Genomic DNA, 12,373 nt, shown 5'->3' with positions numbered 1-12,373 from the left:
ATGCCTTGCTCAGTGAGATCAACATCAATCTAGATTAAGACAGAGTGCCATTTTGATAGATGGGCATAATCCAATAGCGGCAGGGATTATGTTTGCAGACCAATGCCAGTGCAGCGAGTAGCGCCGCTTGTTGTGCAGCGGGGTGCATGATTTCGAATTTACAAAACTCCCGATAACCTTCCACTTGTTCCTTGATATTAAAATGGCTGTGTTCACGGCTAAAACCACAAATATTCCCTAGGCTAAAACCCGACAGAAACTCCAGCTCTATCAAGGTATCGACTATATCGTCCTTAATATCATTTTGGGCGATCAGTACTAACAGTTGTTCTGTGCTCATTTACGTTTCTCCAGCCAAAAATATAGAATTGGCAGTAAATACAGTGTGGTAATGGTTGAAGTGAGCAGACCGCCAATCACCACAATCGCTAAAGGTTTTTGAATTTCAGCCCCAGGGCCCGAGGCAAACACTAGCGGCATAAGACCAAACATGGCCGTTGTCGCCGTCATCAAAATGGGGCGTAAACGCCGCGCCGCACCTTGCTCCACCCGTTCGCACAGATTACTGAACATGTGCTTGGTTTGTTCGTAATAGCTGACCATCATTACGCCATTGAGTACAGCGACACCGAGCAGGGCGATAAAGCCAACCGAGGCGGGCACGGACAAATATTCCCCCGATAAATACAGGCTAACTATGCCGCCCATCATAGCGAAGGGAACGTTGGCGAGGATTAAGCCCGCTTTGGCCAGTGAGCCAAATGTGGTGAATAAAATCAAAGTGATCAGTGCGATAGCAATGGGTATCACTAGTAGTAAATTGCTGGTGGCCCGCTGTTGGTTTTCAAACTCGCCACCAAAACTCACGCTATAACCGCTCGGGAGTTTGATTTCCTGCGCAATTTTAGCGTTGAGCTCTTCTACAAAACTCACTATATCGCGACCTTGCACGTTGGTGGTTATCACTGAAAAGCGATTCCCTTGCTCACGCTCGATAAGGATGGGGCCTTGCTTATAGCTTAAGGTGGCGACATCACTCAGGCGTTTTAAGGAGTGATCTGGCATCACCAGTAACTGATTTTTAAGCTCATTAATGCTGCTTAAGTGGCTCTGATTGTTAGCAATCAGCACGGGTGTGCGCTTTTTACCCTGTAGCACTTCGGTCACGATTACGCCTTCGAGCTGGCTTTTCAGGTAGCGGGCAAACTCCATGGTGCTCATGCCAAAGCCTCGGGCGAGCTCGTTATCTAAGGTGAGGTTGATAAAAGGACTGCCTTCGATCATCGCCATTTTCACATCGACGCTGCCGCTGGTGGCATTAACCAGCTGTTGGATTTGGCTCGTGAGCTGACCTAAGGTGTCGATATCGTTACCAAAGACCTTGATCGCTACGTCGCCAATGCTGCCGGTGAGCATTTCCGACACGCGCATTTGTATCGGTTGAGTAAAGTTAAAATTAACGCCGGGATAGTCTAATAATACAGTGCGGATCGCATCGATAAGTGCTTCTTTATTTGCAAAGCGCCATTCGCTGCGGGGCAAAAGTTCTAAGAACACATCGGTTTCATTGAGTCCCATGGGATCTAAGCCGATTTCATCCGCGCCAGTACGCGCCACCATTTGTTTGATTTCAGGAACTTTAGCCAGCAAGGTTTGCTGAATTTGCTTGTCGATGGCAATCGAAGCTTCGAGTGAAATCGACGGGGATTTCTCCAGCTGCAGGATAATGTCGCCTTCATCTAAGGTCGGCATAAAGGTTTTTCCCACTAACCCGAACAGCCCTAGGCTGACGATAAGCAAGCTAAAGGCGATCACCATAAAGCGTTTTTGATGGCTAAACGTGCTCTTGAGGCTGACCAGATAAAACTGTTTAAGCTTTTCAATCGCCTTAGGTTCCTTGGCGGCTTTTTCGTTGACGAGATAAGAAGCGATAACCGGAATAACAGTTAACGACAACACCAGCGCCGACAGCATGGCAAATACGATAGTGACCGCAACTGGGGTGAAGAGTTTGCCTTCAAGCCCGCTCAAGGTCAGCAAGGGTGAGAACACTATCATGACGATCACAGTGCCCGACACCACGGGAATGGCAACGTCCTTAGTCGCGCGAAAAATCAAATGCAGCCGCGGTAATCTCTGCTTAGTGGCGATGAGATTCACCATGTTTTCGACTACGACCACAGATGAATCCACTAACATGCCGATGGCAATAACCAGTCCGCCTAGGCTCATTAAGTTCGCAGAAAGATTGAAGTAATCCATCATCAAAAACGTCATCAACGCGGCAAGAGGCAGCGAGAGTGACACGACCAATGCGGCGCGCACGTTACCTAAAAATAGCGCCAGCAAGATGATCACCAACACTACGGCTTCGAACAGGGCATTGGAGATGGTCTCAATCGCGGTATTGATCAGATTAGCGCGGTCATAAAAGGTGTTTATCTGGCTCCCTTCTGGCAAGGTTAGGCTAATTTGATCGAGTTTTTCTTTAATGTTTTTGACTACTTGTGCTGTATTGGCGTCTTTTAGGGCGATGATCAAAGCTTCTGCGGTTTCGTTACCGTCCTTAGTGACTGCGCCATAGCGGGCTAAGTGGCCAATTTGAATATCGGCTAAATCCTGCAGTCGATACACTCTGGCATCATCGGCTTTGATCACTAATTGTTTGAGCTCGTCGATATCATCGATGCGACCTTCGGCGCGTACTATTATGGTATCTGTACCAATGGTGAGCTTGCCCGCACCTTCGTTGTGATTATTCTCCACTATCGCCTGTTGTAGCGCCGCAAAACTTACGCCCGCGGCCGCCATAGCCGCAGGTTTGGGGGTCACACTAAAGCTTTTGGCATAGCCACCGAGGATATTCACATCGGCGACACCTGCAACGGTTCGTAGTAGCGGACGGATTTCCCATTCGAGCAACTGCCGTCTTTCCATCAGCGAAAGATTGGGATTTTCGAGTGAAAACATAAAGATTTCGCTGAGCGGCGTACTCATAGGCGCCACACCGCCCGTCACACCTTCAGGGAAACTGTCCCACACGGCGGCGATGCGTTCGCTCACCTGCTGGCGCGCCCAATAGATATCTGTGCCTTCGTCAAAATCGAGGGTGATATCGCTGATGGCGTATTTAGTGGTCGAGCGCAGAATCGATTGATGGGGAATACCTAACAGTTCGGTTTCAATCGGCACGGTAATTTGCGCTTCGATTTCCTCCGGCGTCATGCCGGGCGCCTTGAGGATAATCTTCACTTGGGTGGGCGAAATATCGGGAAAGGCATCCAAGGGAATGGAAAACCAGGCTCGCGCTCCCGCTAACATGATGATCAGCGCCACAATCAGCACAAATAAGCGCTGCGTAAGCGAAAAGCGGATGACTGAGGTCAACATCTTATTCGCCTCCTAAGCCAAGCATTATGCCTTTGACTGCAGCAACTGACTGGGATAACACTTGGATTTGGCTGAGTTCTTGATCGCTTTCAACGATATATTGCTCTGGGGTTGAGCCAAGAATATTGATTGTAATCGAGGTGAGCGTGTCGGCGGTTTTAGTGAAGACTTGGCTGTCTTGCTCCCAACTGAATACGCTATTTTTAGGCAATAAATACACCGCCTTTTGATACTCGGGTATCACAGTGATCTGTTGTCCTAATAGTAAGTTACATTCCTGCGGTACGGGTGATGACCAAGCGGTCACAAAGGCACCTTCGGCGATGGCCGACACGGACTCAATGGCGATATGGCACTGATTGATATTCACCGCCGAGAGCGAGTGCGACTGACTCATTGGCACACTGACCTTGACGCGAATGCTGTCGCTGGGCACCAGTGAGAATAGCTGTGAACCCGCTATATAAGGCCCATTCACTTGGTTGAGTTTAACGATCCCCGCCACTGGCGTGCCTACCACTAGGGAGTCTGTGGCGGCATCTGTGCTTTTGACTATCTCCATAAAATGCTGCATGTGCTCGTATTCGAGGTGAGTGCTGAAGTAGTCTTGGCTGATCTCTTGCCATTTTTCTGCGCTGATACTGCCATTGTTTAATAAGGGTTTATTGCGCTCATAACGGCTCTTTGCCAGTTGATACAAGCTGCTGGCGGCTTCGACTTGTGCGAGGTAGTGGAACACTTCTGGCCCAGTCAGTTTAACTATTGCTTGGCCTTTAGTGACGAGCTGGCCTTGGCCGACGAGAAAGCTGATCTGCTGGATATTCTCCGGTGTGCTGATCCAGTAATCGTTACCGGGGAGGATTTCAACCTGCGCGGGCAACGGGCTGCCCTCATAACTGGCGACTTTCTGTGGTTGCACGTAGCTCAGGTCTAAATTACCGAGGGAGCTTATCGTTAAGGATTCAGCCTGCACTAACGTGGCAACACTGGCGGATAAACAGAAAAGGCATGCGCCGTACTTGGCCATCATAATGAAATTCCTAAGGCTTGCAGTTGTTGGGAGTGCAGTTGTTGCTGCGCGACTTGGTTCAGCGCCAAGCGGGATTCGGTATCGAGGGCATCCATATAGCGGCGCAGCCAGACTTCGTAGCTAACTTGATTTTGGTCTTTGACCTTGGCCAGCTCTTCAGTGATGGTGCGGCTAAGGTGTAAGGCTTGGGTTAGCAATGTTTGTTGGTCGAGTAAGTTTTGTTGCTGTTGCTCTAGCTTTTTAAGCTGAGTTTTTAGCTCGATATAGGTACGGTCGAGGTTGAGCGTGTGCTCGGTACTGGCTTGTTGCCATTGGGATAATTCGGTTTGTGATAGGGCTGAACCTAAAGTCAGTGGTACAGAAACGGCGATGCCAAGCTGTTGATCATCGACTTGATTATCGGCGGTATTTTTGGCCGTGAGTGAGACTGCCCAAGGATCGTTATTCCCTGCTTGCTGACTCTGGATGATCAACAGCTGTTGCTGCTTCTGCAGGCTCAATAGTTGCCATAATGGATGCTGCGCGAGCATGTCATTGGGTTGGTTGTTGGCAGAAAGTGGCCGCGCGGTTTCGGCTATGTTCTGCGGTATTTGCTCTTGTCCGGTGAGTTGTTGATAGAGGGTAAGCGCCTCAGCCTGTTGCTGGTTAAGGTCGACCCGCTCCAGTGCAATATCCACCAGTTCGCGCTCTAACAAGAGAATGTGGGCAATCGGCAGTTCGCCCGCATCTGTGAGTTGCTTTTGCTGATTATGGAGTTTGTCGAGTAATTGGCTCTTGCGATCTAAGTGGGCCAGTTTCACTGCGGCAAGACGATGTTCCCACAGGCTTTGTCGCAATAATCCCGATAAATACAGGCCTTGCAGCGCGACTTGTTGCGCCTGAATGCTTTGGGTGAGTTGCTTAATTTGCTTATCGCTGCTGTGCATAGCAGGGGATTTTATTGGCAAATTGAGTGAGAGTTCCTGCTCGTAGCTGTTACCATTATCTAGGCTACCTAAGTGACTCAAGCTAATGCTCGGCAGGCCATTGAGCCAAGATGAACTGCTTAAGCTTATTTGTGATTGCGGTAACTGACCACCCGATTGAGATAGAGAATGTAATCTTGCTTGGCTGGTGGTGAGTGCTTGAGATAGCTCGGAATGCGTGGCGTGGCACAGGAAACTGCTGCTGACTAAGGTCGCCAACAGACATAACTTGATACAAGACGTACTGACAGACATAGGACGATTCTATGGTAATAAAGTGTGCTGTCAGTGTAGGGATTGGTGGGCGAAAGTCGTGGGGGACATGTATCATAAAACCGTCTATGGTACATATGTCCCATAAATTAATGGGTTGATTTTGCTTTTATTTAGGAGTTTTTCGATGAAGGATCTTGTCATTATTGGTCTGTTGGCCTTGATCATATGCTTTAAGCTTTTTGACATCACTTCCGACATTCAATTGGGCATTCCCCAATGGCATATTGCCCAGGAAGCCATGTTATTAGTGCTCACTGTGATTGGTGCCATGTACTTAAGTTATGACCTTATTCGTCGCTCCCGCGAAGTGAAAGCGTTGGCTAAACGGTTGGAGCATGCGGATAAAAAAATCGACAATATGTCGACGCAAATGCGCTCTGCCAGACAAGAATACAGCCAAGCGGTGTCGCAGCAATTCGAGACTTGGGGCTTTACTAAGAGTGAGCAGCAAGTGGCATTTTTATTACTTAAGGGCTTAAGCTTTAAAGAAATTGCCGAAGTGCGCCAGACTAAAGAAAAAACCGTCAGACAACAGGCATCGACCATTTACGGTAAAGCGGCAGTCGATGGACGCCATACTTTTTGCGCTTGGTTTATGGAAGATTTTATTCAAGAACATAATCAAGATCTTGCTGCGAATGAAGCGGCATCAAGCCCTAAGGCAGCTTAATCAACGCAGGATTGGCTTAGCTGTTATAGCTATTTGTTATTGAAAATCGATATTTGCTGAGTTTTTAGTTCTAAACAATAATGAGCATCCCCTAAGTTTGCAGGAAGATGCAATTGAAAAACTGGCTGATTATCGTGTTTTGCCTGATTGCCTTGGTCGCTTCGACGCAAACCACAGGACTCGTGCGTTCACTTATCGAATTCTCCGCCTTTGTTGGCGTCCTCTACTGGGCTTGGCGAATGAAGCCGACGGCAGAGTAGATTGGCTTTGAGTTAAATCTTAGCTATTGAAAATAAAGAATATACACTAAAGACGTGATACCAATTGCTGCCCACAGCATCACCCCAAGCAACAAAGGTTTGGGGCCACTCGCCCGCATTTTCTGCACTGTAATTCCTGCACCAATCAAAAACAAACACAGGACTAATGCCCGTTTCGACACCATAAATAAGGTGTCATAAACAGCGTGGAATTGTGGCAACCAATGGGCCACGGCAATGGCTAAACAATAAAAACCGATAAAATACGGCAGGTTAAGCTTGCGCTTATCGCCACCAAACAACATAGCGCTGACCAATGCGATCGGGATAATCCACAGGGCGCGGGCGAGTTTTATAGTGGTTGCGGTTTTTAAGGCTTCATCGCCGTAGGCCGAAGCCGCGCCGACTACCGACGAAGTATCGTGGATGGCGATGGCGCTCCACACGCCAAAATCGTATTGGCTCATATTGAGCAAGTGGCCGAGTGCGGGGAATAAAAATAGCGCGACTGAATTGAGCACAAATACGCAGGCTAATGCAGTGGCGGTTTGATCGTTACGCGCATTGATGGCCGGAGCGACTGCGGCAATGGCACTGCCACCGCAAATAGCGGTACCAGAGGCGATTAAGTGGCCCGTGACATGATCAAATTTCAGGGCGCGGGTGAGCACAAACCCTAAGCTGAGGGTGAAAAAGATTGAGCCAACAATCAGGCCGAAGTTGTGGGTGCTCGCCTCGATCGCCGCGTTTAAGTTAATCCCAAACCCTAAGCCAATGATCGAATAAGACAGGAGTTTTTTGGTGAGTGCGGCGATATTCCATTGCACTGGCACCCAACCAAGGCTGGCTAAGGTAAAACCGAGCACTAGCGCCATGGGCGATGAGATAAAAGGCGCGAGGCATAACAAACCCGCACAGATGAAAACGATGCGATGAGTCTTATTATCTTGCTGTGATGTCGATGAAGAATTCATAACGCCTTAGGCTCGAGCGATTCGGTTTATCGTTCCAACCACAGATCTTCACATTAAGCGACGGATACAAAATGGCGATCAATTGGATTGATCATGGAGACAGATGCAAGAGGGCATTATAGCTGTGTGTATGAGCCTCAATAAAATCAATTAAACTTATCTAGTCAGTCAGTTTTATTGACTATCAGAGGATTGTGCAAAGCAGGAGGGTAAATTGAAGAAGATGAACTGAGCTCAGTTCATCTTCTTAGCTAGATAATAAATGGCGAGGTTACAAAACGTGAAATTATAAATTTACGATACTTTTCAAGTTGTAATCGCTGCCATCCTTTGCGGTAAACAACTTATCTTGGGTGTCGTTGGCGCTGGACATACCCGCATGTAATAGGCTGAGCCAATGGCGCGATGCGGCAGAACGTGACTCTGGTGTTCCGACTACCATGTTTAATGACGTTCCGATTTGGATATCTTCCAGATTGGCAACGTCTCTCGCACCTATCATGCCACTGCGGTCGAAACTGAGTTCAACGTGGCAACCTAGGTCCTGTAACACTATGGCGCAAGGCGCATCTTTAGTGCCGTTAAAGGCCACAAACTGTTTTGGCTGACGTAAACCACTGTGGCTGCCGTCGGCAAAAAAGGCCAACAGGTGTTGGTAGTAAACCACATAGCTGCTCACATCTTGGTGTGAACCAGAGTTAAGTGGAAAGAGGCGGTCGAGGAATTGTTTCGCATTAGCGATCTTCTCGTGCTCGGCGACATTCACTTGGGCCACGGCTAGCACTTCTTCTGCGATGAGGCTGTTTAGATTCGGTTGGATCTGGTTGCTCTTGATAATTGACATATTCATCGCTTGTTCCTCTCACTCTTTCAATTTAAAAAATTCAGGGTTTTGATTTAACTTTTGGCTTATCAAAGTTTGTCTTCAATTTGGTTTGTCCGCTTTGAGTGCTTAGCCACTTTAAGTGTGAGTGGTTAAGCATTTCTTGTACTGGAATGGCTTAGCTTGTTCGCATTAGCCTTTCCTTGATTGCTTGATTTGTAGTCTAGTCTTTTTTTGACTACAATTTCACAATAAAAATTTTACACTGTGAATTTTACAAAATGCGCAATGACCAGAGCTTGATGAGAAAATCACATTTCCTAGGCACAAAAATACGTAACCTACGGAAACGTAATAATTTAACGATGGAAGATTTGTCGGCACGATGCATTCGAGTCGACGCGGGAAGTGCGCCTTCTGTGTCATATTTGTCGATGATCGAACGTGGCAAGCGTGTGCCGAGTGCCGGAATGCTGGCAGTCATCGCCGCGGTTTTTCAAAAAGACGCCGAATGGTTCTTAGACGATGTGCCCGAAGAAAACGCCATTACGCCAGACAAGGGCCGACGTGGTGGCATAAGTGGTATGGCACTCGAACCCAGCTTTTTGTTTTCCAATGATATTTTACAAATAGCGATACCTGAGATGCTGTCGCAGACAGGGATCTCAGGTCGGCAGTTTGCCCATTTATTGATCCGCGCCCATCAAGAACACCATCAAAATCATTTCCCCGATCTTGAACGTGCCGCCGAAGAAGTCGGCCTCAAACGTATGCCCCTATCTCTGGACGATATGCTGGATATCGCTAAGGGAATGGGATTAAAAATCAAGTGGATAGATAGTACGCCGCAGGAAGTTATCGATGAAATGGGCGTGAGTTCGCGCCAGTTGGTCACCTCATTTATTGAGCCGCCGAGCACGATTTATGTAAATAAAATCCTCAAAAATCGCCCCAACAGACTCAAATATGATTTAGCTGTGCACATAGGTCATTGCGTGTTGCACAACAAGGACGGCCTCAAGAGTGTGATGATCTCAGGCCGCAAATTAGAAGTGGATGAAGAGGCGGGTATGCAGTCCAATACCTTGAACGCGCAGGATATCTTGCATGCGTGGCGCGATTTTGAATCGAGCTTCTTCGCCGGTGCGCTGCTGTGCCCTAAAGTGCCTTATCGCCAATTACTCGACCGCCATGGCTATGAGATTGAAGTACACAAGCAACTGCAAGTGTCAGCCTCAGTCGCCATGCGGCGTATGACTGTCGTCTCTCCTTATCCCCATTGGCATTATTTCGACGCTTACGCACCAGGCAAACTCAAAGCCGTTTACCGTGGTAACGGTATTCCACTACCTTGGGGCAATATGCGGTTAGTGGAAGACCCTTGTCAGCATTGGGCCGTCTTTAGAATGATCAGCGAGCCGACGGTCGGCACTTCGGCACAGATTTCGATTTTAAACGTCGGTAACGAACCCCGCATTTACTGCTGCGAGTCAATTAAGGTCGAAGATTCGGCAGGCAATCCCCATGTCCTCTGTGCCGGTATTGATTTGAATCCGGCGATTGAAGCCCAAGGCAAAGATGCTCTCTCAATCGCCCACGATTTGAAAGATGCCTGTGTCGCCAGTGGCGGTTCAGTCACTATTCCAAAACACATTAAAAGCGATCTGGTGAGCGTTGCAAAAATCCTCAATATCAACTGGATAGAACGCGGGATCAAAAACGACGCCCGCCTTATTTGCTCCCGCGGCGCCGTATGCCCACGTCAACCCAGTTGCTATCAAGCAGGTAAATCACAGTGTGATGGTACTGAATAAAGTATCGCAGATGGGATTGATGTTAAGCACTCTCACTCCAGTGACTCGCCATAAACTCATCCCTGAGGGCTCGACGGCGGCATCCATGCCGCCAACGGTCACTTCCATGAGAGTGCTTAATTTAGCCAGCATCCCTTCCTATACATAGCAGCCTGTAATGATAATGTTGAGCATAATAAAGACGTTTAAAGTAATAGTTGTTTAAAAAATAACTACTTAACTGACTCAAATTCTTATAGCATAAAATGATAAATTGTAGGGATGTGGCCACAGTTATACTTAAAGATCAGTCAACACTTTCTTTGTATTTTGTGCACAGCGTAATCTATAAACTCTAGAGCTAACATGTTGCTTTAGCATGTTATTTATTTTTCAGATTGTTTCTTAACAAAATTTTTAGTTGGCATAATGGATATAAATCAAAGGAAAGAATTGTTAAGTAGAGCGTATGTTAGTGCGATTGCTGCTCAAATTGGTTTTAGATCAGCAATTCCTGATGTTGATGATGATAGTGTTGATTTAATTCTAAAAGGAAGAGGTTTTGCCTCTACTATTCGTAATCCTCAGCTAGAGATTCAATTAAAGTGCACAGCCTGTAATGACGGTTGCGAAGAATATTTTTCTTACAAACTTCCAATAAAAAACTATAACGATCTACGCGGGGATAATCTCTTGTGTCCTAGGCTTTTATTTGTTCTAGTTGTGCCGAATGAGACAGATGCATGGCTTTCATATGAACTTGATCACATGAAAATGAAACATTGTTGCTATTGGATTTCGCTGAGAGATTTGAAAGAAACTACCAATGGAACATCAGTTACAATTAAGATCCCAAGAGAAAATATCTTAACAGCTACTAGTATGCTTTTGTTGATGGAGTCGGCAAGTCATGGAGGTATTGCTGCATGAATATTTCTCAGTTAAAAAATATTACCCATAATATACCGCCTAAAAATTTAGAATGTTACTTACGGTCAAATGGATGGGTGCCAGATGGCGATGTTTTCGGTTAAGCTACAATTTGGCATCGAAGAGAAGAAGGTTTTTTTGACTTTGAGGTCATACAACCAACATCGATTAATATTAAGGGCTATCAACAGCGCATATTGGACGCGGTAAATTCGCTCTCAGAGTTTGAAAATAGATCTCCTTTAAAAATTATAAGAGCAATAGATAATTTTTTTTCTGATAGTGTGAAAATACGGGTTGTACATGCCGATGTAGAAGAAGGCACTATTCCTATCGATGATGGAGTTTTACTTATTGAAAAATCAAGAGACTTACTTGCAGCAACAACACTCTCTACATTTAGAAAAAAAGCACATTTTACTGGTCAACGTAACACTGATGTTCAAAATTTTATAAAGCAACTGCGCTTAGGCCAAACAGAAGTTGGTAGTTTTGTCGTTAATTTAATAGCTCCTATTGTAGAGTCTTTTGATGCCCAATTAGATCAAGATAAAATATCAATTACTAGAGCTGTCACTAATAATTTGTCTCGTAGCTTGTTAGCTTTAGAGAATGGGATAAAATCTTATCAAAATACAGAAAGCGTATTTGAATTCGAATCAATTGTGGAAAGTGGTGTAAGTGCTAATTTATGTGATGCACTAGTTGGCTTAAGTGGTACTGCCAAAACTAGGTCATTCACAATAAGTATATATCTGGCTGGAGCTGAAGCCGATATCCAAAATATGCCAAAGCAATTTAACTTCTGTTCGGAACAGGTGCCTACACTAGAGCTCGCATCAGCATTTTATAAAGGGAATTATGTTATTAAAGCCTATGAAGCATTTGGCTTAGTTAGCAGAATGACACATTTACCTGATGATGATTTCGGCGAGATTACTGTTAGATCTCTTGTTCGAGGTGTCGAAAAAATGTGGTTATGCAATTAGCTTTAAATGACTATTGGGACGCTGTGCATGCACATGAAAGAAAAGAGTTTGTGAGTTGTAAAGGCGCACTGCATGTAACCGCAAAGTCAGCAAAGATGCTTGATTCGCATAATTTTAAAGTAGTAGGTAGTCATTCTAACTCGGAGGATGAATGTAGGCTCTAATGTATTGTGATGTTTTTTAGTTAAGTGGAATAACGGATTATCATAGATATGAAGGGCTAACGAGATTATGCACTCGCGTGTAAGTGACCGTTGGCGGCATGGATGCCGC

Annotated in this window: 12 protein-coding genes; 5 read left to right on the top strand and 7 right to left on the bottom strand. The window is 46.1% G+C overall.

Going from position 1 to position 12,373, the window contains the following annotated elements:
* Positions 1-34: 34 nt before the first annotated feature.
* The 4 genes from L5M71_RS15200 to L5M71_RS15185 are packed head-to-tail and all read right to left on the bottom strand — an operon-like array spanning position 35 to position 5,640.
* Positions 35-340 (bottom strand): DUF3240 family protein, encoded by a 306-nt coding sequence (locus L5M71_RS15200; protein ID WP_006079422.1) that lies wholly within the window; start codon positions 338-340, stop codon positions 35-37.
* Positions 337-3,390 (bottom strand): efflux RND transporter permease subunit, encoded by a 3,054-nt coding sequence (locus L5M71_RS15195; protein WP_263208525.1) that lies wholly within the window; start codon positions 3,388-3,390, stop codon positions 337-339. Before L5M71_RS15195 ends, L5M71_RS15200 begins: the two co-directional genes overlap by 4 nt.
* A gap of 1 nt (position 3,391) precedes the next feature.
* Positions 3,392-4,420 (bottom strand): membrane fusion-like protein, encoded by a 1,029-nt coding sequence (locus tag L5M71_RS15190; RefSeq protein ID WP_263208523.1) that lies wholly within the window; start codon positions 4,418-4,420, stop codon positions 3,392-3,394.
* Positions 4,417-5,640 (bottom strand): metal transporter, encoded by a 1,224-nt coding sequence (locus L5M71_RS15185; RefSeq protein ID WP_263208521.1) that lies wholly within the window; start codon positions 5,638-5,640, stop codon positions 4,417-4,419. Before L5M71_RS15185 ends, L5M71_RS15190 begins: the two co-directional genes overlap by 4 nt.
* A 145-nt stretch (positions 5,641-5,785) precedes the next feature.
* On the opposite strand from L5M71_RS15185, the gene L5M71_RS15180 reads away from it, so the two are divergent.
* Positions 5,786-6,331, top strand: coding sequence for a helix-turn-helix transcriptional regulator (locus L5M71_RS15180; RefSeq protein ID WP_105250726.1), 546 nt, complete (start codon positions 5,786-5,788; stop codon positions 6,329-6,331).
* Positions 6,332-6,444: 113 nt separating this feature from the next.
* On the top strand, positions 6,445-6,591 hold the full coding sequence (locus L5M71_RS15175; protein WP_105253023.1) for a hypothetical protein: 147 nt from the start codon (positions 6,445-6,447) through the stop codon (positions 6,589-6,591).
* 23 nt (positions 6,592-6,614) lie between these two features.
* Here the strand turns inward: L5M71_RS15175 and L5M71_RS15170 are convergent, their stop codons facing one another.
* Positions 6,615-7,565 (bottom strand): YeiH family protein, encoded by a 951-nt coding sequence (locus tag L5M71_RS15170; protein ID WP_106648891.1) that lies wholly within the window; start codon positions 7,563-7,565, stop codon positions 6,615-6,617.
* 286 nt (positions 7,566-7,851) lie between these two features.
* Positions 7,852-8,415, bottom strand: coding sequence for a malate synthase (locus L5M71_RS15165; RefSeq protein ID WP_011845404.1), 564 nt, complete (start codon positions 8,413-8,415; stop codon positions 7,852-7,854).
* Positions 8,416-8,669: 254 nt separating this feature from the next.
* On the opposite strand from L5M71_RS15165, the gene L5M71_RS15160 reads away from it, so the two are divergent.
* On the top strand, positions 8,670-10,202 hold the full coding sequence (locus tag L5M71_RS15160; RefSeq protein ID WP_168826158.1) for a DUF3612 domain-containing protein: 1,533 nt from the start codon (positions 8,670-8,672) through the stop codon (positions 10,200-10,202).
* Here L5M71_RS15160 and L5M71_RS15155 read toward each other — a convergent pair.
* Positions 10,179-10,334, bottom strand: coding sequence for a hypothetical protein (locus L5M71_RS15155; RefSeq protein WP_263208519.1), 156 nt, complete (start codon positions 10,332-10,334; stop codon positions 10,179-10,181). The genes L5M71_RS15160 and L5M71_RS15155 overlap by 24 nt on opposite strands.
* A gap of 276 nt (positions 10,335-10,610) precedes the next feature.
* Between L5M71_RS15155 and L5M71_RS15150 the strand changes: the two genes are divergently transcribed.
* Positions 10,611-11,111, top strand: a complete 501-nt coding sequence (locus L5M71_RS15150; RefSeq protein ID WP_263208517.1) for a DUF4365 domain-containing protein — start codon at positions 10,611-10,613, stop codon at positions 11,109-11,111.
* Positions 11,112-11,308: 197 nt separating this feature from the next.
* On the top strand, positions 11,309-12,100 hold the full coding sequence (locus L5M71_RS15145; RefSeq protein ID WP_263208515.1) for a hypothetical protein: 792 nt from the start codon (positions 11,309-11,311) through the stop codon (positions 12,098-12,100).
* The last annotated feature ends 273 nt before the right edge of the window (positions 12,101-12,373 follow it).

Origin of the sequence: Shewanella sp. SW1 (genome assembly GCF_025653545.1) — a bacterium.
Lineage (GTDB): Bacteria > Pseudomonadota > Gammaproteobacteria > Enterobacterales > Shewanellaceae > Shewanella > Shewanella oncorhynchi.
Note: the sequence above shows the minus strand (reverse complement) of the source record. Positions and strands in the feature narration are given on the sequence as shown.

What these genes read in the sequence shown, in the direction of transcription:
- L5M71_RS15200 (WP_006079422.1), bottom strand. Translation starts at nt 340, where the DNA reads ATGAGCACAGAACAACTGTTAGTACTGATCGCCCAAAATGATATTAAG.
- L5M71_RS15195 (WP_263208525.1), bottom strand. Translation starts at nt 3,390, where the DNA reads ATGTTGACCTCAGTCATCCGCTTTTCGCTTACGCAGCGCTTATTTGTG.
- L5M71_RS15190 (WP_263208523.1), bottom strand. Translation starts at nt 4,420, where the DNA reads ATGATGGCCAAGTACGGCGCATGCCTTTTCTGTTTATCCGCCAGTGTT.
- L5M71_RS15185 (WP_263208521.1), bottom strand. Translation starts at nt 5,640, where the DNA reads ATGTCTGTCAGTACGTCTTGTATCAAGTTATGTCTGTTGGCGACCTTA.
- L5M71_RS15180 (WP_105250726.1), top strand. Translation starts at nt 5,786, where the DNA reads ATGAAGGATCTTGTCATTATTGGTCTGTTGGCCTTGATCATATGCTTT.
- L5M71_RS15170 (WP_106648891.1), bottom strand. Translation starts at nt 7,565, where the DNA reads ATGAATTCTTCATCGACATCACAGCAAGATAATAAGACTCATCGCATC.
- L5M71_RS15165 (WP_011845404.1), bottom strand. Translation starts at nt 8,415, where the DNA reads ATGAATATGTCAATTATCAAGAGCAACCAGATCCAACCGAATCTAAAC.
- L5M71_RS15160 (WP_168826158.1), top strand. Translation starts at nt 8,670, where the DNA reads ATGCGCAATGACCAGAGCTTGATGAGAAAATCACATTTCCTAGGCACA.
- L5M71_RS15155 (WP_263208519.1), bottom strand. Translation starts at nt 10,334, where the DNA reads ATGCTGGCTAAATTAAGCACTCTCATGGAAGTGACCGTTGGCGGCATG.
- L5M71_RS15150 (WP_263208517.1), top strand. Translation starts at nt 10,611, where the DNA reads ATGGATATAAATCAAAGGAAAGAATTGTTAAGTAGAGCGTATGTTAGT.